Source organism: Saccharopolyspora erythraea NRRL 2338, assembly GCF_000062885.1.
In the GTDB taxonomy this organism is placed as follows: domain Bacteria; phylum Actinomycetota; class Actinomycetes; order Mycobacteriales; family Pseudonocardiaceae; genus Saccharopolyspora_D; species Saccharopolyspora_D erythraea.
The window spans coordinates 4,470,462-4,494,055 of record NC_009142.1; the positions used below are offsets into that span (position 1 = coordinate 4,470,462).

At 71.5% G+C, this 23,594-nt stretch carries 18 protein-coding genes and 1 pseudogene; 9 read left to right on the plus strand and 10 right to left on the minus strand.

Features of this window, described 5'->3' with window-relative positions; genetic code table 11:
• Nucleotides 1-123: 123 nt before the first annotated feature.
• From SACE_RS19730 to SACE_RS19750, 5 genes are read right to left on the minus strand one after another with little or no spacing between them, the layout of a single operon-like run.
• Nucleotides 124-1,284: a TDT family transporter gene (locus SACE_RS19730; RefSeq protein WP_009946631.1), complete on the minus strand. Its 1,161-nt coding sequence runs from the start codon at nt 1,282-1,284 to the stop codon at nt 124-126.
• The gene (gene narI, locus SACE_RS19735) at nt 1,281-2,012 is read right to left on the minus strand and encodes a respiratory nitrate reductase subunit gamma (RefSeq protein ID WP_009946630.1); all 732 of its coding nucleotides are present in this window, start codon (nt 2,010-2,012) and stop codon (nt 1,281-1,283) included. Before narI ends, SACE_RS19730 begins: the two co-directional genes overlap by 4 nt.
• On the minus strand, nt 2,009-2,650 hold the full coding sequence (narJ, locus tag SACE_RS19740; protein WP_009946629.1) for a nitrate reductase molybdenum cofactor assembly chaperone: 642 nt from the start codon (nt 2,648-2,650) through the stop codon (nt 2,009-2,011). Before narJ ends, narI begins: the two co-directional genes overlap by 4 nt.
• Nucleotides 2,650-4,221 (minus strand): nitrate reductase subunit beta, encoded by a 1,572-nt coding sequence (gene narH, locus SACE_RS19745; protein ID WP_009946628.1) that lies wholly within the window; start codon nt 4,219-4,221, stop codon nt 2,650-2,652. The genes narJ and narH overlap by 1 nt, the downstream gene beginning before the upstream one ends.
• The gene (locus tag SACE_RS19750; RefSeq protein WP_173401315.1) at nt 4,221-7,940 is read right to left on the minus strand and encodes a nitrate reductase subunit alpha; all 3,720 of its coding nucleotides are present in this window, start codon (nt 7,938-7,940) and stop codon (nt 4,221-4,223) included. The genes narH and SACE_RS19750 overlap by 1 nt, the downstream gene beginning before the upstream one ends.
• 560 nt (nt 7,941-8,500) lie before the next feature.
• On the opposite strand from SACE_RS19750, the pseudogene SACE_RS40200 reads away from it, so the two are divergent.
• The 3 genes and pseudogenes from SACE_RS40200 to SACE_RS19760 all read left to right on the plus strand — a co-directional run.
• Nucleotides 8,501-8,770, plus strand: a pseudogene (locus tag SACE_RS40200) (class I SAM-dependent methyltransferase); the annotation flags it as partial.
• A 31-nt stretch (nt 8,771-8,801) separates the two neighbouring features.
• Nucleotides 8,802-9,056 (plus strand): hypothetical protein, encoded by a 255-nt coding sequence (locus SACE_RS19755; protein ID WP_009946624.1) that lies wholly within the window; start codon nt 8,802-8,804, stop codon nt 9,054-9,056.
• A gap of 286 nt (nt 9,057-9,342) precedes the next feature.
• On the plus strand, nt 9,343-10,527 hold the full coding sequence (locus SACE_RS19760) for an IS30 family transposase (protein ID WP_143538171.1): 1,185 nt from the start codon (nt 9,343-9,345) through the stop codon (nt 10,525-10,527).
• A 68-nt stretch (nt 10,528-10,595) separates the two neighbouring features.
• Here the strand turns inward: SACE_RS19760 and SACE_RS19765 are convergent, their stop codons facing one another.
• Nucleotides 10,596-14,087 (minus strand): indolepyruvate ferredoxin oxidoreductase family protein, encoded by a 3,492-nt coding sequence (locus SACE_RS19765; RefSeq protein ID WP_009951344.1) that lies wholly within the window; start codon nt 14,085-14,087, stop codon nt 10,596-10,598.
• Nucleotides 14,088-14,260: 173 nt separating this feature from the next.
• On the opposite strand from SACE_RS19765, the gene SACE_RS19770 reads away from it, so the two are divergent.
• Nucleotides 14,261-14,704: an Lrp/AsnC family transcriptional regulator gene (locus SACE_RS19770; RefSeq protein ID WP_009951342.1), complete on the plus strand. Its 444-nt coding sequence runs from the start codon at nt 14,261-14,263 to the stop codon at nt 14,702-14,704.
• A gap of 196 nt (nt 14,705-14,900) precedes the next feature.
• Nucleotides 14,901-15,881 (plus strand): DUF4331 family protein, encoded by a 981-nt coding sequence (locus SACE_RS19775; RefSeq protein ID WP_009951341.1) that lies wholly within the window; start codon nt 14,901-14,903, stop codon nt 15,879-15,881.
• Between the two features lie 65 nt (nt 15,882-15,946).
• On the opposite strand, the gene SACE_RS19780 is transcribed toward SACE_RS19775, so the two are convergent.
• On the minus strand, nt 15,947-16,957 hold the full coding sequence (locus tag SACE_RS19780) for an ABC transporter substrate-binding protein (RefSeq protein WP_009951340.1): 1,011 nt from the start codon (nt 16,955-16,957) through the stop codon (nt 15,947-15,949).
• Nucleotides 16,958-17,034: 77 nt separating this feature from the next.
• On the opposite strand from SACE_RS19780, the gene SACE_RS19785 reads away from it, so the two are divergent.
• The gene (locus SACE_RS19785) at nt 17,035-17,997 is read left to right on the plus strand and encodes a siderophore-interacting protein (RefSeq protein WP_009951338.1); all 963 of its coding nucleotides are present in this window, start codon (nt 17,035-17,037) and stop codon (nt 17,995-17,997) included.
• Between the two features lie 82 nt (nt 17,998-18,079).
• Here the strand turns inward: SACE_RS19785 and SACE_RS19790 are convergent, their stop codons facing one another.
• Entirely contained in the window at nt 18,080-18,814 is a 735-nt protein-coding gene (locus SACE_RS19790; protein ID WP_009951337.1) for a PIG-L deacetylase family protein, read from the minus strand.
• 256 nt (nt 18,815-19,070) lie between these two features.
• On the opposite strand from SACE_RS19790, the gene SACE_RS37200 reads away from it, so the two are divergent.
• Nucleotides 19,071-19,325: an IclR family transcriptional regulator domain-containing protein gene (locus SACE_RS37200; protein ID WP_011874230.1), complete on the plus strand. Its 255-nt coding sequence runs from the start codon at nt 19,071-19,073 to the stop codon at nt 19,323-19,325.
• A 90-nt stretch (nt 19,326-19,415) separates the two neighbouring features.
• On the opposite strand, the gene SACE_RS19800 is transcribed toward SACE_RS37200, so the two are convergent.
• The gene (locus SACE_RS19800) at nt 19,416-19,952 is read right to left on the minus strand and encodes a MarR family winged helix-turn-helix transcriptional regulator (protein WP_009951334.1); all 537 of its coding nucleotides are present in this window, start codon (nt 19,950-19,952) and stop codon (nt 19,416-19,418) included.
• A gap of 152 nt (nt 19,953-20,104) precedes the next feature.
• On the opposite strand from SACE_RS19800, the gene SACE_RS19805 reads away from it, so the two are divergent.
• Both SACE_RS19805 and SACE_RS19810 read left to right on the plus strand, forming a co-directional pair.
• A complete protein-coding gene (locus SACE_RS19805) occupies nt 20,105-21,067 on the plus strand; it encodes an MBL fold metallo-hydrolase (RefSeq protein ID WP_011874231.1) in 963 nt (320 codons plus the stop codon).
• A 12-nt stretch (nt 21,068-21,079) separates the two neighbouring features.
• Nucleotides 21,080-22,726 carry an FAD-dependent monooxygenase gene (locus tag SACE_RS19810; protein WP_009947079.1) on the plus strand — a complete coding sequence of 549 codons (1,647 nt, stop codon included), beginning with the start codon at nt 21,080-21,082 and terminating at the stop codon, nt 22,724-22,726.
• A gap of 123 nt (nt 22,727-22,849) precedes the next feature.
• Here SACE_RS19810 and SACE_RS36610 read toward each other — a convergent pair whose 3' ends face one another.
• Complete coding sequence (locus tag SACE_RS36610; protein ID WP_009947077.1) at nt 22,850-23,425, minus strand: CGNR zinc finger domain-containing protein; 576 nt, start codon at nt 23,423-23,425, stop codon at nt 22,850-22,852.
• Nucleotides 23,426-23,594: the final 169 nt, after the last annotated feature.

Below are 23,594 nucleotides of genomic sequence, written 5' to 3' on the forward strand. Positions count from 1 at the left end.
GCTTCCCTTCACCGGCGCGGCCGGACCCGCACACCGGCATCGGCGTCGTGTTCGTGGGGCCGGTGCGGCGTGCACCTGCACCGGCCGCCCCCACCCTAACCAACGCGCCCGCGCCGCGTGCGGTCACGAGTGCCCGCCCGCCGCCGGCCCGGGCGCGAACAGGGTTCCGCGCACGCATCCGCGCAACGTCCGCACGCCGACCACGGCCCATGCGCAGACCAGTCCCGCGTAGAACAGCACCGCCGCGACGGCGAACACCGCGGCGTGACTGCGCTCGGCCAGCTCGCTGGTGCCGGTGACGACCACGCCCACCGGGAAGGTGAACGACCACCACGTCAGCGAGAACGGCAGCTTCGCGCGTGCGGTGCGCAGGGTGATGAGCGCGGCGATCGCGGCCCAGAAGACCGCGAAGCCCCACACCGGAACCCCGTAGACGAGCCCGAACACGGCCAGGCCGGTCGAGTACGGCGGTGGTACGGCCAGCGGCGCGACGTCACCGAGCAGGTTGGCCGCGGTCACCGACTGCCCGAGCGGGCCGAGCACGATCCACAGCGTCGGCACCAGCACCGCCGGGCCCTGGTTGTGCTGGGTGAGCCGCCACCAGACCAGCGTGATCACCACCGTGGACGCCAGCAGGCCCGCGCCGAACATCGCGTAGCAGGCGATCAGCACCGAGGTCCTCGCCTGGCCCGGCGCGGCGTGCGGGACCAGCAGGGCGCCGCCCGCGGCCGCGACCATCGGCGGCACCAGCGGCATCAGCCAGCTCGCGAACACCGAGTCCGGAGCCGACCGGTGCCTGGTGAACATCCACAGCGGCACCAGGACGGCGGCGGCCAGACCGCTGACGGCACCGGCCGACCACAGCGTCCACGCGACGGCGACCGCGGCGCGCTCTCCGATCACGTGCCTGCCGACCAGCAGCGTCCCGGCTCCGACCGTCAGCAGCGCCATCGGGGGCGCGCCGAAGTACTGCACCAGGAACGGATCCGTCACGTGTGGACGACCGCGGCGCAGGGCGAAGTGCAGCGCCCACGTGATGCCCGCGCCCACGAGCAGCACTGCGGCGAGCAGCCACACCGCGGTGGCGGCGAACGTGAGCGCGGTCGCGTGCACCGGCAGCGTCGCGGCGGCGTTGGCCACGATGCCGGTGCCCATGACCGAGGTGAACCAGTTCGGCCCGAAGTTGTCGACGAGCTGTCGCCCGCGTCCGCGTCCGCGTTCGCCGCGAGGACGCGGTGGGGCCGGGGCGCGGGTTCGCCTGCTCTCGGCGAAGCGCGGGATCACACCCTTTCCCAGCCGCGTTGCGGTTTGCGGTTCCCGACCAGCCGGTCGCCCGACCGGCTGCGGTAGACGATGTGCGGCCGGAACAGGTAGTGCACCGGCGCGCTGAACGCGTGCACCAGCCTGCTGAACGGCCAGAGCGCGAACAGCACCAGCGCCAGGCCCGCGTGCATCTTGTAGTCGAACGGTGCGTGGGCCATCAGCTCCGGGTGCGGGTTCAGCAGGAAGATGTCGCGGAACCAGGGCCCGATGGTCTCGCGGTAGTCGTACGGGCCGCGCACGCCGTTGTCGACGGTCGTGGTCCACAACCCGGCGAGCATCACCAGCGCCAGCACGGTGTAGACGACCCGGTCGCCGCGCGAGGTGGCCTTGCGCACCGCGACGTTGCGCATCCGCCGCCACAGCAGCAGCGCGAACCCGGCGATGGCGGCCACACCGGCCAGGAAGCCCATCACGAGCGAGACGACGTGGTAGTTGTGCTCGGTGACGCCGACGAGCGCGGTGAGCTGCTTCGGCACCAGCAGGCCCAGCACGTGGCCGCCCGCCACCATGAACAGTCCGTAGTGGAACAGCGGGCTGGCCACCCGCAGCACGCGCGCCTCGTGCAGCTGGCTCGACCGGCTGGTCCAGCCGAACTTGTCGTGGCGGTAGCGCCAGACCGTGCCGACGACGAACACCGCCAGCACGACGTAGGGCAGCACACCCCACAGCAGAAGGTCTGTCGGGCTCACCTGTTGCCTCCTCTTGCGGCCGACGGGTACGGGTCCAGGCCGACGTGCTCGCGCGGAGGCGGACCGACCGGGATCTCCTGGCGGTGTTCGCGCGGCACCGTGCTCAGCACCCCGCGGACGGCACCGGCGTAGGGGGTGGTGATGTCGTCGAGCTTGCGGGCAAGCAGCTCCAGCGCGGGCCGGAAGCGGGCGAGCAGCCGCTCGCCCTCGCGCACCGCCGCGGGACCGCCGGTGGCGGTGAACTCCAGCAGCACGGGCAGGTAGTCCGGCAGCTCCCCGCCCTCCACCCGGAAGTCGTGGGACCGGTAGAGGCCCACGAGCTCGGCCAGCGCGCCACCGCGAAGCCGGGTGTCGCCGTGCAGGTACCAGGTGAGGTAGAGGCCGCGCCGCGGCCTGATGTCGAAGACCTCCACGTAGTGCTGCTCCGCCTCCCGGGCGGGGGTGCTCCGGAGGTGCTCGACGACCGCCCGCAGGTGCCCGGCCGCCTCGTGGTCGCCGAGCTCGCCGACGCAGTCACCGAGCAGACCGAGGTTCTGCCGCAAGGCGTCGTCCGGGTAGTGCAGGCACCACGACGCGACCTGCCGGATGACGGCGTCGGTGTGTGCCGACGCATGCGACCGCCTGCCGAACAGCCGCATCACGACCCCGCCCGGGTGTCGGGGAACAGGCCGTCGGGCCGTCCCCGGCCGCTCCAGACGAACAGGTCGGTCCGGCCGGACTTCAGCGGCGGACCGCCCATTCCCGGGCCTCCGTCGGTGTCGAGGCTGCACGTCGTGGCGATGGACTCCAGCTCGTGGGCGTCGCCGATGCCCGCCGAGGGGATCACGTAGCGCTCGTCGTACTTGGCCAGCGCGAGCAGCCGGTACATCGAGCGGACCTCCTCGGTGGTCAGTCCCGCCGCGTCCAGCGGGGCGGCGTCGGGCTGCTCGCCGAGGTTCACCGACCGCATGAACGAGCGCATCACCGCGAGCTTGCGCAGGGACGCCCTCACCGGGCCGGCGTCGCCCGCGGTGAACAGCTCGGCCAGGTACTCCACCGGGATGCGCAGCGCGTCGATGGCGCCGAAGAGGTTGCCCGCGTCCTCCCCGTCGAAGCCGGTCCCGGCGACCGCGTCGACCACCGGCGACAGCGGCGGGATGTACCAGACCATCGGCATGGTGCGGTACTCCGGGTGCAGCGGCAGCGCCACCTGGTAGGTGCAGATCAGGTCGCGCACCGGGGAACGCCTCGCCGCCTCGATCCAGTCGTGCGGGATGCCCGCGCGTTCGGCCTCGGCCGCCACCGCGGGATCGTCCGGGTCGAGGAAGAGGTCGCGCTGCGCCGGGTAGAGCGCGTGGTCGTCGGTGACGGCGGCCGCCTCGGACACGCGGTCGGCGTCGTAGAGCAGGACCCCGATGTAGCGCAGCCGCCCCACGCACGTCTCCGAGCAGATGGTCGGCTGCCCGACCTCCACCCTCGGGTAGCAGAAGGTGCACTTCTCGGCCTTGCCGGTGCGGTGGTTGAAGTAGACCTTCTTGTACGGGCAGCCCGACACGCACATCCGCCAGCCCCGGCACTGCTCCTGGTCGACCAGCACGATGCCGTCCTCCACCCGCTTGTACATCGCGCCCGACGGGCACGACGCCACGCACGAGGGGTTCAGGCAGTGCTCGCAGATCCTCGGCAGGTAGAACATGAACGACTGCTCGAACTCGAACTTCAGCTTCAGCCCCAGCTCGTCGCGCAGCTTGGCCACGACCGGGTCGGCGTCGGCGTGCTCGGGCATGCCGCCGAGGTCGTCGTCCCAGTTCGGCCCCCACCGAACGTCGGTGGGAGCGCCGGTGATCGCCGAGGTCGGCCGGGCCACCGGGGTGTCGTCGCCGAGCGGGGCGTCGGTGAGGTTGCGGTAGTCGTAGGTCCAGGGCTGGTAGTAGTCGTCGAGCTCGGGCATGTCGGGGTTGGCGAACAGCGAGGCGAGCCTGCGCAGCCGGCTCCCGCCGCGAAGCCGCAGCCGTCCCTTGCGGTCCAGCTCCCACCCGCCGCGCCAGTGCTCCTGGTCCTCGTAGCGGCGCGGGTAGCCCTGACCGGGCCGGGTCTCGACGTTGTTGAACCAGACGTACTCGACGCCACCGCGGTTGGTCCACGTCTGCTTGCAGGTGACCGAACACGTGTGGCAGCCGATGCACTTGTCGAGGTTCATCACCATCGCAAGCTGTGCCATGACGCGCATCAGTACTCCACCTCCTGGTCGCGGCGGCGGATCGTGGTGACCTCGTCGCGCTGGTTGCCGGTCGGGCCGTGGTAGTTCAGCGCGAACGACTGCTGGGCGTAGCCGCCGATGAGGTGGGTGGGCTTGATCTGAATCCGGGTGAGCGAGTTGTGGATGCCGCCGCGCCGCCCGTCGGTCCGGCTCTTGGGGACGTTCACCGTCCGTTCCTGCGCGTGGTAGAGGAAGACCGTCCCGGTCGGCATCCGGTGCGAGACGACCGCGCGTGCGACCACCACACCGTTGCGGTTGACGGCCTCGACCCACTCGTTGTCGGACACGCCGATGGCCTCGGCGTCGGCGGGGCTCATCCAGATCGCCGGACCGCCCCGGGAGAGCGTCAGCATGATCGGGTTGTCCTGGTACTCGGTGTGGATCGACCACTTCGAGTGCGGGGTGAGGTACCGGACCACGACCTCGGCGTTGCCACCCGGACCGATGCGCGGTTCGCCGGAGAGCCGGTGCAGGTCCAGCGGTGGCCGGTACAGCGGGAGCTGCTCGCCCAGCTCGGCCATCCAGTCGTGGTCGAGGAAGACGTGCTGGCGCCCGGTGAGGGTGTGCCACGGCTTGAGCTGCTCCACGTTGATGGTGAACGGCGAGTAGCGCCTCCCGCCCGACTCGTCACCGGACCACTCCGGACTGGTCACCACCGGCGCGGGCCGCGACCTGGTGTCGGCGAAGGTGACCCGGTGCCCGCCGTCGTGCTCGGCGATCCGCGCGAGCGGTCTGCCGACGCGCTGCTCCAGCGAGCGGAAGCCCGCGACCGCGAGGCGTCCGTTGGTGGTGCCGGAAAGGGCGAGGATCGCGTCCGCGGTGCGGATGTCGGTGTCCAGCCGCGGTCGTCCCGCCGCCGCGCCGCTGCGGGCCACGCCGTTGTGGGCGCCGAGCCGGCTCAGCTCCTCGTCCACCTCCACGGTGTAGCCCTTGACCGTGGCCCCGAGCTTGTCGAGCAGCGGTCCCACCGCGGCGAGCTTGTCGGCCACCGCGGGGTAGTCCCGTTCGACGACCGTCAGGGTGGGCAAGGTCCGGCCGGGAACCGGTTCGGTCTCCCCCGCCCGCCAGTCCAGCAGGACGCCTCCCGGCTGGGCGATCTCGCCCGGGGTGTCGTGCCCGAGCGCGGTGGCGACCACGTCGCGGCGCACGCCGAGGTGGTCGCGGGCCAGCTCGCTGAAGCGGCGCGCGATGGCGTGGAAGGCGTCGAAGTCGGTGCGGCACTGCCAGGGCGGGGCGACCGCGGCGTTGAACGAGTGGACGAACGGGTGCATGTCGGTGCTGGACAGGTCGTGCTTCTCGTACCAGGTCGCGGCGGGCAGCACGACGTCGGAGAACATCGTCGTGCTGGTCATCCGGAAGTCCAGCGACAGCAGCAGGTCGAGCTTGCCCTCCGGGGCCTGCTCCGGCCTGCTCACCTCCGACGACCCACCGTTGTCCGGTGCTTCCCGCGCGCGCAACGAGGAGTCGGTGCCGAGCAGGTGCCGCAGGAAGTACTCGTTGCCCTTGGCCGAGGAACCCAGCAGGTTCGACCGCCACACCGTGAGCACCCGCGGCCAGTTCGACTCGGCGTCGGGGTCCTCGCAGGCGAAGCCCAGCTTTCCCGAGCGCAGCAGGTCGACGACGTGCTGCACGGGGTCGGCGCCCGCCCGGTCGGCCTCGTCGGCCAGGTCCAGCGGGTTGCGGTCGAACGTCGGGTAGGACGGCATCCACCCGGCCCGCGCCGACCGCGCCACGCAGTCCGCCGCGGTGGTCCCGGCCAGCTTTCCCGGCGCGCCGGGCCAGGCCAGGGCACCGGTGTCCAACGTGTCGTAGCGCCACTGGTCGGTGTGGGTGTAGAACCACGCGGTCCCGATCATCTGCCGCGCCGGGCGGTTCCAGTCCGCGGCACTGGCCAATGTGGACCACCCGGTGAGCGGCCGGATCTTCTCCTGACCGACGTAGTGCGCCCAGCCGCCGCCGTTGCGGCCCTGGCAGCCGGTGATCAGCAGCAGCGTCAGGAACGTCCGGTAGACCTCGTCGGAGTGGAACCAGTGGTTGGTGCCCGCACCCATCAGGATCATGCACCGGCCCTCGGAGCGGATCGCGGTGTCGGCGAACTCCCGGGCGATGCGGGTGACCCGCTCGGCAGGCACCGAGGTGATCCGCTCCTGCCACGCGGGCGTCCCAGGCGACTCGGCGTCGTCGTAGCCCTCGGGCCACTGCCCCGGCAGGCCGTCGCGGCCGACGCCGTACTGCGCCAGCAGCAGGTCGAAAACCGTTGTCACCAGCGGACCGCCCGGGCGCAGCCGGACCGCGGGCACCCCGCGGGTGACCTCCCGGCCGAGACCGTCCGGTTCGTCGAAGCGGGGCAGGCGCACCGGCACCGCCCCGGCGCGCTGACCGAGCACCTCGGCGCCGTGCAGGCTCAGCAGCGGGCTGGTCTCCTCCAGGTCCAGGTTCCACCGCCCCGGTTCGCCGTCGTTCCAGCGGAAGCCCAGCGATCCGTTGGGAACCGCGGGCCTGCCGGTGCGCTCGTCGACGAGCACGGTCTTCCACGCCTCGTGCTCGCCGTCGTGTCCCAGGTCGGCCGCGGTGACGAACTTGCCCGGCACCAGGCCCTCGGGCCGCTCGGCGAGGGTGACCAGGAACGGCAGGTCGGTGTAGCGGCGCACGTAGTCGGTGAAGAACGGCGTGCCGCGCTCGACGAAGAACTCCCGGAGCACGACGTGGCCCATCGCCACCGCCAGCGCGGCGTCGGTGCCGGGGTGGGCGGCCAGCCACTCGTCGGCGAACTTGGTGTTGTCGGCGTAGTCCGGGGACACCACCACGACCTTCTGGCCCCGGTAGCGCGCCTCGGTCATCCAGTGCGCGTCGGGGGTCCTGGTGACCGGGACGTTGGAGCCCCACATCATCAGGTAGGCCGCGTCCCACCAGTCCGCGGACTCGGGAACGTCGGTCTGGTCGCCGAAGACCTGCGGGGAGGCCACCGGCAGGTCGGCGTACCAGTCGTAGAACGACAGCATGGGTGCGCCGATCAGCGACATGAACCGGGAGCCGACGGTGTGCGAGACCATCGACATCGCCGGGATCGGCGAGAAGCCCGCGACGCGGTCCGGGCCGTGCTCGGCGATGGTGTGCACGTGCGCGGCGGCGATCATCTCGACCGCCTCGTCCCAGGAGATGCGCACCAGCCCGCCCTTGCCGCGCGCCCGCTGGTAGCGGCGCCTGCGTTGCGGGTCCTCCACGACCGACCGCCAGGCCAGCACCGGATCACCGGTTTCGCGCCGCGCCTGGCGGTACATCTCCACCAGAACGCCGCGCGCGTGCGGATAGCGCAACCGGGACGGCGAATAGGAGTACCAGGAGAACGACGCGCCGCGGGGACAGCCGCGCGGCTCGTACTCCGGCCGGTCGGGCCCCACCGACGGGTAGTCGGTGTCCTGAGCTTCCCAGGTGATGATCCCGTCCTTGACGTAAACGTTCCACCGGCACGAACCGGTGCAATTCACGCCGTGGGTGGAGGGGACTACTTTGTCGTGGGTCCAGCGGTCGCGATAAAACGTATCGCCGTCCCGGCCGCCCTCCCGGTAAACGGTGCGCAGATCGTCGGACGTCTGCGCCTTCGAGAGCAATCTACCGATTCGGAGAAGCGCGTCACCTGCGGAAGCAGCACTTCCCTCCGCACCGCCGCGCGTCGGTACCGCACACATGATCGACTCCGGTTCCCGTTGGAATGCCGACGTGGCAACAACACGCTACGCCGCGTGATAGCAACGTTTCAACGCGGCACTCGCCGTGAAATTTGCCACCCCGGGTAATCACATCAATGCGCACGGGGACCGTTTTGCGGCATTGTTCACCGCTCGCCGTTTCGCCCCGGTTCGCTCCGATTGATTTTCCATTTCGCATTCCGGAGAGGGAGCCGACCAAGTTTTCTAACACTTTCGCATGCTTTTCCCGATCCAATCCCTCCCACTTGTGGATGAGCGGGCTTCGGGCGCCGCATCAAGCCACGCCCATTCCGAATCCGCAATTCGATCTCACGATTGGGTGATTCGGCTCGAGCACGCCGGAAGCGGTCGGTTTGCGACACTTCCGGCCATGGGGCACGCACCGGACTCCGCGCGACCGCGGTACGGCGCTGCCCGTCGACTACGACACCGACCCCGGACGCTTCGCCGCGAACCAGGCGGCCACCCGCCGGCTCTCCGCGCGCGGTGACATCCATCCCGTCGTCGCCCGCCGCATCGCGGCCGAGGGCTGCCGGACCGTGGTCGACATCGGCGGCGACAACGGCACCCTCGCCCGGTTGCTCGCCGCGCGGGGCCTGCGCCCGCTGATAGCCGACCGCGCGGGCCACGTGTCGCGGGCGCCTTGCCCCGCGGTCCGCGCCGATGCGCTGTACCTGCCGTTCGCCGACGGCACGTTCGACTGCGCTGCGGCGCTGTGGATGCTGTACCACCTGCCAGATCCGCTCCCCGCGCTGCGGGAAGCGCGCCGCGTCCTGCGCCCCGGCGGCCTTCTCGCCACGTGCACGAGCAGCCGGTTTCAACGACCCCGAGCTCGCCTCGGTGCTGCCGGGCCGGGGAGAGCCGCTGAGCTTCGACGCCGAGAACGGACTGCCACAGCTCGCCGGCGTCTTCGCCCTCGTCGAGGTCCATCGCTGGGACGAGCCGATGGTGGAGATCCCCGACCGCGAAGCGCTCCGCCTCTTCCTCCGGGGACGCGGGCTTTCCTGGCGACTGGCCGGCGAAGCCGCGCAGCACTTCGGGACTCCGTTGCGCGTCACCAAACGCGGCACGCTCGCCTGGTTGCGCAAGCCGTAGGACGAACCACGGCCCTCCCGGGAACCGGGGGTTCTAGCGGTCCTCGCAACACCTACGACCTGTGGGAGTTGCGAGGACCGTGGCATGTGAGGGTGACAGTGCCGAGCTGAAGCAACGCTTCCTGGACCGGCTTGATGCGGTCGGGAGCGTCACTGTGGCGGCCCGTGAGCTGGGCCTGAACCGGAACACGGCCTTTAGTTGGGCCCGGCAGGCTGGGCGGCGGTCGATTCGGGCGTCGCGTCGACACCCACGGCGCGAGGAGTACGAGCAGCTGCGTTCCGAGGGTGTGGCCCGACGTCGGGCGGCCGAGCGGGTGGGCATCAACGAGCGCACGGCGAAGGACTGGGACTACGGGGTCCGCAAGAGCCGGAACGCGCGGACCTACCCGAACGGGGTTCGTGTCGATTACGCGACGGGCACCAGCACGATTGTCGACGTGAACTCCGTGGCAGCCGAGTTGCCCACGCTGGACAAGCAGTTGCATCCTCGGCTGCTGACCTTGGCAGAGCGGGAGCGGATCCGGGACCTGCGGGCCGAGGGCCACTCACTGCGGGCGATCGGGAGCGCGTTGGGGCGCTCAGCCAGCACGATCTCCCGGGAGATCCGCGCGAACTCCACCCACGGCGCCTACCAGCCATATGCGGCCCACCGCGCGTCGGCCGCTCGTCGACCGCGCCCGAAGCAACGCAAGCTGATCGCGCAGGGACCGTTGCACCAGTTCGTGGCCGATGGCCTGCGCGAGCGCTGGTCACCGGAGCAGATCTGCCACGCTCTAGGCAAGGAGCATCCCGGCGACCAGAGGATGCGAGTGAGCGTGGAGACGATCTACCAGGCGCTGTACTTCCAGGCCCGCGGTGGTCTCAAACGCGAAGTACAGGCCGCGATCCGCACCGGCCGGACCCGCCGCAAGCCACGCCGCAACCCGAACCAGCGCACCGCGCGGTTCATCGACCCGATGGTGATGATCAGCGACCGCCCCGCTGAGGCCGCCGACCGGGCCGTGCCCGGCCACTGGGAGGGAGACTTGATCATTGGCGCTGGCAGCCAGTCCGCGATCGGCACCCTGGTAGAGCGCACCACGCGGTACACCATGCTGGTCCACCTACCGAACGGGCACGACGCCGAAACGGTCCGGGACGGACTCGTAGCGACGATCACAACGCTGCCGAATCACCTCCGTGGCTCGCTGACCTGGGACCAGGGAGCCGAGATGGCCCGCCACAAGCAGTTCACCATGGCCACCGACATGCCGGTCTACTTCTGCGACCCGGCCAGTCCCTGGCAGCGCGGCAGCAACGAAAACACCAACGGACTGCTGCGCCAGTACTTCCCCAAGGGCACCGACCTCGGCACTTACGGACCCGAGGACCTCGAGCACGTCGCCCAACAGCTCAACGGGCGACCACGCAAAACGCTCGGCTGGGACTCCCCAGCCGAGCGCCTCGCTATGCTCCTGACCAAAGCCAGTTGACCATCTGTGTTGCGACGACCCCTTGAATCCGCCAACCCGGGAGGGCCGTGGCTGCCGGAGACGTCGGCTCAGCTCTTCACCGCGAGGTCGTCGACGTCGGCTCGCGCCGCGAGCGCCGAGAGCTGCTCGGCGGCCCGCTCCCGGAACCGCTCGACACCGGCGAGCTTGATGTCCTCGTAGCCCCGGACCAGCTCGGTCAGCTCGGCGATGGCCGCGACCTGCTCGGCGGTGCCGGACCCGAGGCGGTCCAGCGCCCGCTCGACGAGCCGGCGGTACTCGCCGACCAGCTCGCGCTCGACCCGGCGGACCTTCGCGTAGCCGAACACGTCCAGGCGCGTGCCGCGCAGGCGGCGAGCCGAACGCAGCGCCCGGAACGCGACCTCGGCGGTGCGGCGCAGCCGGATCTTGCGCTTCATGCCCAGAGCGCGCAGCACGGGCGGGTGCAGCAGCACCGAGACCGAGGCGCCGGCTCCGAACTCGTCGCCGAGCCGGGCCTTCTCCACGGTGTCGAGGTGCAGTCGCGCCACCTCGTACTCGTCCTTGTAGGCCATCAGCTTGTGCAGGCCCTTGGCGTAGGCGACCGCGACGCGCTCACCGCCCTCCTCGCCCGCCCGTTCGCGGGCGATCCCGGCCACCCGGCGGACCTCCCGCGCGTAGCGCTGGGCGTAGGCCTCGTCCTGGTAGCCGACGAGGTCGGCGACCCGCGTAGCGAGCACCCGGCCGAGCTCTCCCGCCGCGTCGCCCGCGATCCGGCGAGCGGTCGCGTCGACCTCGACGACAGCGCGCTCCTGCGGCGCGAGCGCCCGCTCGACGGCGTCGCGGTCCACCACCGCCGCGCGGCCCCAGCGGAACGCCGCGAGGTTGGTGTCCACTGCCGCGCCGTTGAGCCGGATCGCCCGCTCGATCGCCTCGGCGCTCATCGGCAGGCACCCGCGCTGGAACGCCGCGCCGATCATCAGCATGTTCACCGGCATGTGGTCACCGAAGAGCGCGTCGGCCATGCCCTGCGCGTCCAGCAGGACCTGCTCGGCGGTGGCCGCCGCGATGCGGTCGAGGGCGTCCTGCGGCGATCCCGGCACCGGAACGCGGTTGGTGACCATCGCGGCCGTCGGCACCACGGCGGTGTTGACCAGCGCGATGGTCCTGTCGGCCGCGGCGGTCTCCAGGTTCTGCTCTGCGGCCGCGCCCAGCAGGTCGAAGCCGATCAGGACGTCGACGGTCGACTTCGACGCGCGCAGCGCCCCCGCCACCGGCTGCTTGGAGATCCGGACGTCGCTGACGACCGGGCCGCCCTTCTGCGCCACACCGGTCTGCTCCAGCCCGGCCGCGTGCAGGCCGTCCATGTGCGCGGCCATCTGCAGGATCTGCGACACCGTGACCACGCCGGTGCCGCCGATGCCGGGCATCCGCATCAGCACGCCGTCGCTCCGCGGGCGCTCGGCCGGCGCGGTCAGCTCCACCGGCAGCGCGGGCACCGCCCGCCGGGCCCGGGTGCCGGGCTCCACGAGCAGGAACGACGGGCAGTCGCCCTTCAGGCAGGTGAAGTCGGAGTTGCACGACGCCTGGTGGATGCGCGTCTTGCGGCCGAACTCGGTCTCCACCGGCTGCACCGAGAGGCAGGTCGACTTGTCCCCGCAGTCGCCGCAGCCCTCGCACACCCGCTCGTTGATCACCACGCGCTCGGCGGGTGTCGGCAGCGCTCCGCGCTTGCGCAGGCGTCGTTCCTCCGCCGCGCAGCGGTCGTCGTGGACCAGTACCGTGACGCCCTCCACCGCGGCCAGTTCGCGTTGCACGTCGGCGAAGTCGTCGCGGTGGCGCACGGTCGCGATCGGGTCGAGGGCGACGCCGCGGTAGGTTCCGGGCTCGGCGGTGGTCACCACCACCCGGCGGACGCCCTCGGTGGCCAGCCAGCGGGTCAGCGTCGGGATGTCGAGCTTGCCCTCGGCGCGCTGCCCGCCGGTCATCGCGACGGCGTCGTTGTAGAGCAGCTTGTAGGTCACGTTGACCCCCGCCGCGACCGACGCCCGGATGGCCAGCGAACCGGAGTGGTGGAAGGTGCCGTCACCGAGGTTCTGCACGAAGTGCCGGTCGTCGGTGAACGGGGCGAGCCCGTTCCACTGCGCGCCCTCGCCGCCCATCTGGGTCACGCCGACCTGGTGGCCCCGGCCCTCGCCGTCGAGCAGCACCATCACGTGGCAGCCGATGCCCGCGCCCACGAGCGTGTCGTCGTCGGCCCGCGTGGAGGTGTTGTGCGGGCAGCCGGAGCAGAAGTACGGGGTGCGCGCGGCGATCGTGGGCAGCTCGATCCGCGACCGCCGCGGGTCGGCGGTGCGCAGGTAGGCCGCCGCGCTCTCCGGCAGGCGGTCCTGCCCGATGCGCCTGCCGAGGGCCCGCGCGACGTCGGTGGCCGACAGGGTGCCCCGGACGGTGAGCAGCGGACGGCCGCTGTCGTCGCGGCGCCCGACGACCAGCGGCGCGTCGGGACGCCGGTACATCGCCTCCTTGACCTGGGCTTCCAGGAAAGGCGTCTTGTCCTCGACCACCACGACCTCGTCGAGGCCCTCCAGCATCGAGGCCAGGTGCGCCTGGTCCAGCGGGTGGGGCATGCCGACGCGGACCAGCCGCAGGCCGAGCGCCTCCATCGCGCCCTCGTCGATGCCCATGTCCTCCAGCGCGCGGAGCACGACGGCGTGGGCCAGTCCGGAGGCGACCACGCCGGTGGTGGCGCGGCGGGCGCTGAAGGTGACCTTGTTCAGGCCGTGGGTCGTGCCGTAGGCGCGGGCGAGGTCCAGCCGCCGGGTGAGCACGTCGAACTCGGCGTCCAGCGCGGGCCGGCCCAGCAGCTGGGCCGGGGCGCGGTCGGCGGTCCCGGGCACCGGGACGCCGTGGCCGAGCGCGCCGAGGTCGACGGTGGCCGAGGCGTCGGCGATGTCGGCGACGATCTTCAGCCCCGCCCACAGGTTGACGGCCCTGGACAGCGCGACCGCGTGCAGGCCGAACTCGATGATCTCCGGGACCGAGGAGGGCGCCAGCAGCGGCATCGCCAGGCTCTGGCACATCTGCTCGCTGGCGCTGGGGATGGTGGAGGACTTGTTGCCCGGGTCGTCGCCGATCCAGGCGACCGCGCCGCCCAGCGGTGCGGTGCCCGCGATGTTGCCGTGCCGGATGGCGTCGGCGGCCCGGTCCAGCCCGGGGTTCTTGCCGTACCAGAAGCCGGTGACCCCGTCGTGCCTGCGCCCCGGCACCTGGCGCAGCAGCTGCGTGCCCGCGACCGCCGTGGCGGCCAGCTCCTCGTTGAGGCCGGCCTGGAACACCACCCCCTCAGGATCCAGGAAGCGCTTGGCCCGGCCCATCTCCATGTCGAGCCCGCCCAGCGGCGAGCCCTGGTAGCCGGACACGAACGCGCGCGTGTCCAGTCCGCGCGACTCGTCGAGCCTGCGCTGCTCCAGGGTCAACCGGACCAGCGCCTGGATGCCGGAGATCAGTACCCGGCCACTGTCTGCCGTGTACTTGTCGTCGAGCGACACGGCGGCGGGGTCGGTGTGCATGGCGGTCTCCATCGATGCGTGGTGAGTTGCGCCACAGCACAGCGGCGATGCCGGGGACGGCGCAAGCCGCTGGCCAGATCCGGTGTCGATCACGCAAAATCTTGTACTCGAGGGTCCGCCTCCGAGGGTTTCTTTGCGTGGCGGGTGACGCCTCTGACGGCAGGGCGAAACGAGCTGGAGCAGGCATGGCGGAAGAGCTGGTGGACGCGGTCGACCATTCGATCCTGCGGCTGCTGCGCGAGGACGGCCGGCGCACGTTCTCCGAGATGGCGGCCGAGGTCGGGCTGTCGGTGGCCGCGGTGAAGCGGCGGGTGGACCGGCTGCGCGACGTCGGGGTGATCACCGGGTTCACCGTGCAGATCGACCACTCCAAGCTCGGGTGGGCCGTCGAGGCGTTCACCGAGCTGCGCTACCTCGGCACCACAGGGGCGGGCGAGATCGTGCAGACGGCCTCGGCGCTGCCGGAGGTGCAGGCGGTCTTCACCATCGCGGGTGACCCGGACGCGCTCATCTGGCTTCGCGTCCGCGACGTCAACCACCTCCAGCAGGCCATCGAGCGGCTGCGCCGCTCGGGCAAGGTCACCGGGACCAAGACGCTGATGGTGCTCGGGACCTGGATGCGCAGCTGACGTCCCGGCGGCATGTGGTCCGGCCGTCGACAGCGCACGCGCGGGAAATCGCTTTCCCTTCCACGGCGGGGAAGCCGTCCACGGCGCCGGGTCGAGTGCTCGCGATTCCTCCCGCGCGGGAACCACTTCCCCTGGTGACCTTCCCCTCGCGGTGGGACATTCGCCGCACCGGCAGCACTTCCCACCTGGAGGGGTCATGTCCCACCACCTCAGCGGGCCCGACCTGCGGTCTCCCGGCGACGACGCGCGGCTGGACCTCACCGACGTCTTCGCCTTCACCGCGCCGTCGCGCGAGCGCACGGTCCTGATCATGAACGTCAACCCGTTCGCCCCCACCCGGGCCGAGCACTTCCACCCCGACGCCGTCTACCGGATCAACGTCGACACCGACGGCGACTCCCTGGCCGACGTGGCCTTCAGCTTCGTGTTCTCACCACCGGGCGACGGCGGGCAGACGGTCTCCGTCCACCGGTCGCTGGGACGGCGTGCCCAGTCCCACGAACCCGGCGCGGAGCGGCTCATCGCCGACGCCCCGGTGAGCTTCGACTCGGACCCCGAGGTCGCCACCGCGGGCGAGCTGACCTTCAGCGCCGGTATCCGCAGCGACCCCTTCTTCGCCGACCTCGACGGGATCGTGCACGACTTCCGGTGGACCGGCCGCGACTCGATGGCCGACCAGAACGTCTTCGGCATCGTGCTCGAGATGCCCAACGCCGAACTCGGATCGAACCCGCTGATCGGCGTCTGGGCCAGGGTCAGCGTCCACCGCGACGGGAAGCTGGTGTCCATGGACCGCGGTGCGCACCCCTCGCTGACGGCCTACTTCAACTCCGAGGACGCCAAGGACACCTACAACGCGCGGGAGCCCGCCGACGACTGGGAGAACTACCGCGACGCGTGGACCGCCGTGCTCCAGCACACCGGCGGGTACGGCGTCGAGGACGCCCACCGCGTGCTCCGTCAGATCCTGCCCGACATCCTGCGCTACGACCGCAGCAGGCCCGCCGCCTATCCCAACGGCCGCAAGCTCACCGACGACGTGACCTCGGCGCGGCTGAACATGGTCTCCGGCGGCCGGATCACCACCGACCACATCGGTCCGCACAACGACCTGCTCGACCGGTTCCCCTATCTGGGAAACCCGCACCCGGTCGGAGCCGCCGCGATGAGCGGCTGACCGCGAGGCGAACGGCAACGGACCCCGGCCGCGCTCGGCAGCCGGGGTCCGCGCGGTGGTGCGGGTCAGCGCATGCCCGCCATCGTCCGCTCGATCTGGTCGGCCAGCTTGTTCATGATCCGCGCGTAGGAGGCGTAGCTCATCGGCGCCACGGCGTCCCACTCGACGAAGCGGTTCGCGGCCGCCGCCGGCTGGGCGGCGAACAGCGGGTTCTGCTTCATCTGCTCGGGGTTCATCGACGCCCGGCGGGTGTCCCACAGCAGGATGTCGCCGCTGTAGGCGTTGGCGTTCTCCCACGACAGGCGCTCGAAGTACCCCCCGCCCGCGGTGTCCGGGTGGGCCGGAGTGGTGATCGGCAGCCCGAGCTCCCTGACGTAGTAGCCCAGGTCGGGATTCCGCGCCGGGACGACCACGAAGTACTCCTGCGGGGTGCCGCCGACGGCCAGGATCGAGCGGTTCTGCGACCGCAGCCGCTCACCGAGGCCGCGCAGCCGCTGCGCGGCGGCGTTGAACGCCTCCTCGTCGGCGCGCACCCGCGGCGAGTCGACGTCGCCGCCGAGCGCCCGCGCCAGCTCCTCGTACTTGCGGATGCTCTCGGGCAGGGCAACACCGGACTGCTGGACGCCGACGGTCTGCACGATGGACTTGGCCGTCTCCTCCTGGTCCTGGGTGAGGTGCCACAGGCCCGGGAACTCCGCGTACTTGCCGCTGACCAGCAGGTCGGGGTGCAGCGAGGCGACCCGTTCCATGTTCAGCTCGCCGTAGGCCGGGCCGGTGACGTCGGTGACCTCGGCCGGGTTGACGCTGCCCGCCTCGTTCTCGGTGGTGCCGTCGTCCTTGACCAGCGGACCGAACGTGCCCACCACGTCGACCCCGAAGTCCTTGAGCGCTCCCGCCGCCGACACCTGGGCGATGAAGCGCTGCGGGCGCTGGTCGGCGTTGACGGTGACGCCGCGGTCGTCGGTGTAGGACCACCGGCCGCCTGCCGAGTCTGCCGCCGGCTCCGGTGGAGCACAGCCGGCCAGAGCACCGGTGACGGCGATGAGCCCGGCGATGGCCCCGATCTTGCGACGCACGTGAACCTCCTGAAGCATTAAGGTTAGGCTAAGCTAGCACGCGATCAGACGTACCGACGTTGACGGAGGTCACACCCATGACGAAGGCGCGCACGGCCAGGCGGCGGCACGACGGGCAGCCTGGGTACCGGATGTACGTGGTCCGGGTGGCGCGCGCCGAAAGACTCGGCCCGAGCTTCGTGCGCCTGACCTTCACCGGCGACAGCCTGCGCGAGTTCGGCGCGGGCGGCGCCGACCAGCGCATCAAGCTGCTGCTGCCGCAGCCGGGCCGCACGATCGCCGACATCCCGCACGGCGAGGACTGGTACCCGCGGTGGCAGGCGATGCCCGACGACGTGCGCCCCACGATGCGCACCTACACCGTCCGCGCGTACCGCCCGGAGGTCGCCGAGATCGACGTCGACTTCGTGCTGCACGGCGTCGACGAGGGCCACGGCGGTCCGGCCTCGCGGTGGGCGGCCGCCGCCGCGCCCGGTGACATCGCCGTCCTGTGCGGCCCCGACCGGCCGGGCAACGGCAGGATGTGGGGATGCGAGTGGCTCCCGCCGGAGACGGCGAGGCAGGTGGTGCTGGCGGGCGACGAGACGGCGCTGCCCGCGGTGGCCTCCATCGTGGAGTCGCTGCCCCCGGACGCGCGGGGGATCGTCTGCGTGGAGGTGCCGACCGCCGGGGACGTCCAGTGGTGGCGGGCGCCGGAGGGCGTGGAGATCCGCTGGTCCGTCCGGCAGCGCGCCAACCGGCCCACGCCGCACGGCTCCCTGCTGGAGACCGCCCTGGCCGACGCGCTGGCCGAGCTGTGCGAACCCGCCCGCCGAGCGGCCTCCTCAGAGCTGGACGACGTCGACGTGGACACGACGCTGCTGTGGGAGGTTCCCGAGCAGCGCGAGAGCGTGGACGCCACCGGCGGCGAGCTCTACGGGTGGCTGGCGGGCGAGGCCGCGGTGATCAAGCGCCTGCGGCGGATGATGGTCGGCGACTACGGCGTCCCCCGCGGCTCGGTCGCCTTCATGGGCTACTGGCGCCAGGGCCGCTGCAACTGACGCAGCCTCCCAGCGACGGCACATCGCCGGGTTTCGCATACTGCCTCGCCTGGAGTTTCCGACGCTCTGCGCGGAAGAACGCTCAGCGCGAATAGACCTCGAAGGCGACACCGCGCACGCCGTGGTCGCGCTCCACCGAGTCCATGATCCCGGTGAGGAACGATCGCGCCTGCTCGGCGGGTTCGGCGCCGTCGAGCGCCGCCAGGTACGTGCGGTGCTCGGAGAGCGAGGCGATCCCGCGTTCCTGCGAACGCGTGCCGACCTCGGCGATGTGCGTCGGTTGGGGCGAACCGGCGACCGCGACCCAGCGCACCCCGCCCCAGGGTTCGAGACCGCCCTCGCGCAGTTGCTCGGGGAAGATCCACCGGTTGCCCGCGTCACCGGCCGCGTCGAGAGCGGCACGCCCCACCGCCCGGTGGTCCGGAGTGTTCCACGCCTTGCCGCCCCAGGTGTCGTGGTGGTTGAGCGTGATCAGCATTTCGGGCCGGTGCCGGCGGATCGCCGCGGTCAGGTCGCGCCGGAGCCCGACGCCGTCCTCGATCACTCCGTCGCGGTGGCCCAGGAACTCCACCACCGACACGCCGACGACGCCCGCGCTCGCCCGCTGCTCCGCCTCCCGGACCCGCGCGCTCTCCCCCTGCTCCAGGCCGTCGATGCCCGCTTCGCCGCGGGTGACGAGCAGGTAGGCGATGTCGCGGCCGGCGTCCGTCCACTCCGCGACCGCGCTCGCCGCGCCGTACTCCAGGTCGTCGGGGTGCGCCACGACCGCCAGCGCCCTCGACCAGTCCTCCGGCATCCGCTCCAGCTTCTCGACCACACCGAACCTCCTCACCGACTGCGACCAGTTTCCCCCACACCGCAGGCGGATGCGAGGTCGTACCGGCTTGGTCAGCGGTCGCGATCCGCACTCGACCATCGGGCCGGCGGAGTTTCGCCGACGACGTCGACGAGTTCAGCGACGAGGCCGACTCGTGCGAACTTCGGTCCACATCGGACTGAGGCCCCGAGTCGGCGTCGTCGCTCCGGTTTCAGTCGTTCTTCCCCGTGGGCGGGAGAGCGCCCATGGTCTGCAGGTGCGCCATCGATCCGCAGCGCTCGACGAGGTGGGCCAACTCGGCTGGGCCTACACGGTCGGCGAGTACGACCCCGGGGTTGCCACGCTCGCCGTGCCGGTCTTCCTGCGCGACGAGCCGTACGGCAGCCTCAGCGTCGGGTGGTCGGCGGAGCGGTTCGACCGCGACCCGGCCGACTGGGTGGACCTCCTGCGCGACGTGAGCTCCCGAATCCGCCACCGGCTGACCTGTCCGGCGGCCCGGCGGGGGTCGTAGCCGCTCGGGGGCCGCCTGCAAGCCCGGGAACGCACGCGCCTACCGGCTTCACAGGCCTCTGCACCGCTCTGCTTCGAACCGCGCTGGTCCTCAGCTGCGGCGCTTGGCCTCGGCGCTGACCGAGCCGGTGGCGAGCTTCTCCAGCAGGCCGATCAGGATCGTGCGCTCTGGCCGGGTCAGCGTGGACGCCCACGCCTGCTCGCGCTCGTTGTGCGCGGTGTACGCGCCGAGGATGGCCTCCCGGCCCGCGTCGGTGAGTTCGAACGAGACCACGCGGCGGTCGCGCTCCCCCTGCCGCCTGGAGATCGTCCCGTCCCGCTCCAGGGTCTTGACCAGCGCCGACACCGCCGCCCGGCTCATCCCCGAGAGCTCGGCGACCCGCTTGCCCTCCAGCGGCCCGGCCAGCCAGAGCACGAAGAGCACGCGGAACCCCGGCCAGCTCAGGCCGCGCGGCCGGTGCACCGACGACTCGAGGTCGTACACCAGCGCACTGGTCGCGCGGTGCAGGGTCAGCACGAGCCGCATCGCGACCGGGTCGACCTCCGGCAGTTCGCGGGAGGTCCGCTCGACCGCGTAGTCGACGAACGAGAGGTAGTCCAGGGAGTCGGCGGCGGGTTCTGCTGGCATGAGCCCAGGCTAGAGGGCGGCTCTTGGGCCGCGCGGGCGCGTCGCCCGCCGCGGTGCACATGCTGCGAGCAGCCGTTCGGTGGCTTCCACTGGGTGTGCGCGCCGCGCTAGCTTCACCCCAGTTGATCAAAGCTTTGACCGAGGAGGGGCCGATGTCGGCGAAGCCGTTCGCGTCGTCGGGAGACCTGGCCGACAAGGAGCAGACGCTGGAGGTGCTGGCCGACGGCGTGTACGCGCTGACCGCCGAGGGCGATCCGAACGTCGGTGCCGTCGAGGGCGAGGACTTCCTGGTCTGTTTCGAGGCCCTGGCCACGCCCACCGCCGCCCGGGAGTGGCTGGCCAGGCTGCGCGAGCACACCGACAAGCCGGTCAAGTACCTGGTGCTGTCGCACTACCACGCGGTGCGGGTGCTGGGCGCGAGCGCGTTCGACGCCGAGGTCGTCATCGCCCACGACAACACCCGAGCCCTGATCGCCGAACGCGGCAAGCAGGACTGGGAATCGGAGTTCGCCAGGATGCCGAGGCTGGCCAAGGACGCGGCGTCGGTGCCAGGGCTGACCTGGCCGACGCTGACCTTCTCCGACCGGCTCACCATCGACCTGGGCGGCGACCGGGGCGACCTCGAGTTGCGCTACTGCGGCCGGGGGCACACCGAGGGCGACATCGTCGCCTGGCTGCCGCAGCAGCGCATCCTGTTCGCAGGCGACCTGGTCGAGGCCGAGGCCGCCCTCTACACCGGCGACGCCTTCCACCGCGAGTGGGCGACCTCCACTCTGGACGCCGTCCGCGCGCTGAGCGCCGAGGCGCTGGTCGGCGGACGGGGCGCGGTCAGCCGGGGAACCGACGCGGTGCACGCGGCGATCGACCAGACCCGCCACTTCCTGGAAGTGATGATCCAGGAGGTCGGCGCGGTCCAGCAGCGGGGCGGCACGCTCAAGGAGGCGTTCGAGGCCACCCACGCCGCGCTGGTCGGCACCTACGGGCGCTGGCCGATCTTCGAACACTGCCTCCCCTTCGACGTGGCACGCCTGTGGGACGAACTGTCCGGTGTGGAGCGCCCGGTGATCTGGACCGCCGAGCGCGACCGCGGAGTCTGGGACCTGCTGCAGGGCTGAGCGGGGACACCGATGAGCGCACGGCACGGACGCGTCGCGGTGATCGGCAACGGACCGGTCGGCCAGACGGCGGCGCTGCTGCTGGCCAGGTGGGGCGTGCCGGTCGTGGTGCTGGACCGGCGGCCGGAGCGCGACCGCGCGGGTTCGCGCTCGATCTGCCAGCAGGGCGACGTGCTCGACGTGTGGGAGAGCGTGGGCGCGGGGCGGCGCATCGCCGCCGAGGGCCTGACCTGGACGACCGCGCGCACCTTCTACCGGGACGCGGAGCTGTTCAGCCACACCCTCGGCGACCGCGGCCACGCCCGCTTCCCGCCGTTCGTCAACCTCTCGCAGGTCCGCACCGAGCAGATCCTCGACGAGCGGATCGCAGCCGAACCGCTCATCGAAGTCCGGTGGGACCACGAGGTCACCGAGTTGGAGCAGGACACCTCCGGCGTACTGCTGCGCTGCGGTGCCCGGACGTTCGCGGCCGACTACGCGGTCGCGTGCGCGGGAGGACACGGCGACGAGGTGCGCCGGATGCTGGGCGTGACCTTCGCCGGGCACTCCTTCGACGACCGGTTCCTGATCTGCGACATCCGGGCCGACCTGCCCGGGTGGGCCCACGAGCGGCGCTTCCACTTCGACCCCTCCTGCAACCCGGGACGCCAGGTGCTGATCCACCCGTGCCCCGGCTCCACCTACCGCATCGACTGGCAGGTGCCGCGCGACTACGACCTGGCGGCCGAGTCCGGGTCGGGAGCGCTGGACGCCAGGATCCGCGCGGTCATCGGCGACCGCGACTACGAGATCGTCTGGAAGACGGTCTACCGGTTCCACTCGCGGCTGGCCGACCGGATGCGGGCGGGCCGGGTGCTGCTCGCCGGCGACTGCGCGCACCTGGTGGCGCCGTTCGGTGCGCGCGGGCTGAACTCCGGGGTCGCCGACGCCGAGAACGCGGCGTGGAAGATCGCGTTCGCGTTGCGGGGCTGGGCGGGCGAGGGCCTGCTGGAGAGCTACCACGCCGAGCGGCACCTCGCCGCCCGCGAGAACCTGGCCGTCACCACGACCACGATGGAGTTCCTCGTTCCGCACGGCGAAGCGCAGCGGGAGCGGCGGCGACGGGTGCTCGACAGCGCGGTGTCGGACCCGGCGGCGCGCGCCGAGGTCGACTCCGGCAGGCTCAGCGAACCGTTCTGGTACGCGGCGTCGCCGCTGACCACTCCCGCCCCGAGCCGGGCGTTCGCCGGACGACCGCCGCGCGGGCAGCGACCACGTCCGGGGCCAGGGGTCCTCGTGCCGGACGTTGCGATACCCGGCCCTGACCGCACCCACGTCCGCGAGCTGGCCCGGGACGGGTTCCTGTTCCTGGCCACCGCGGAGGTGGACACGGCACAGGTGCGCGACGCGGTCGCCGACATCGACGTACCGCTGCGCGTGACGTCCCTGGCCGAGATCGACGGTGCGGGCGCACTCGCCTCGGCGCTGGAGGCACGTCCGGGCGAGGTGTGGCTCGTGCGGCCGGACGCCCACATCGCAGCCGTTGTGCACGAACCGAGCAGGCACGCCCTCCGGACGGCGCTCAGACGCGCACTCGGCCACCCGATCGGCGCGCCGCACCAACGCGGAATCACCCGGGGCCTCGCAGCGGAGTCCGAAAAGGAGGGTGGGCGCAGCTAGCTGTACTGACTGAGCACGTTGATCGAAAGCCACGGACGGCTCTCAGTAGAGCCGTTGGAGCGCCCCCAAAGCGACAGGGGTGCCGCAGACGTGGGACCCACCTGGATGCACCGAGAGCAACGACTACTTTGCCGATCCGGGGTTTTCGAGCTTGTGGGCATTGAAGCGCGCCTTCTTCTGGCGATTCCCGCACGTGTTCATGTCACACCATTTGCGGGTGCGACTCTGGCTGGTGTCGAAGAAGGCCGCTTGGCAGGTTGGCGATGCGCACAAGGCCAGTTTTCCGTCTCGTTCGCCTGTGATGATGCTGATCGCGTCGGCGGCGATAACGCCTAGGGCATCCTCCACGGAGGAAGCCGAGCCGAGTCGCCACTGCCGATTGCCCTCGGGCGTCAAGATAGCCGCGGCCCGACCTCGAGTGCTGCAGTCATTGATGACCTGGACAGCGGACACGGGGAGAGGGTCTCGGCGCGCGGCCGCCGTCGCGGCGGCGTGAATTGATTCCCGCAGCTCCCAAGCGCGTTCGAGCTGGGCGGTGGTGCAGGACTCCACGGCGAGGCCACTCACCGCCAGCCAGTCGACGAGTCGGTTCGGCGTGGGAATGCGTTCCACAGCGTCGCCACGACGCTCCGTCAGGGTCGCCGTGAAGCTGGTCGCCAGCACCTTACCGAGACGGAAGCCAGGGAACTGAGCACGCATGGAACCATCTTAGCTGGTTGCACGCCAGCGTCGAGATCTGCTAGAACCGTCTTAGCTGGTTCCGACAGCTCCCAAGCCGGTTCCATCGATGACCAGGAGGTCTCATGTCGACACACCGGTGCGTCACCGACGCTGCGGCCGCCATCGATCGTGGCGTTGTCACCACGTC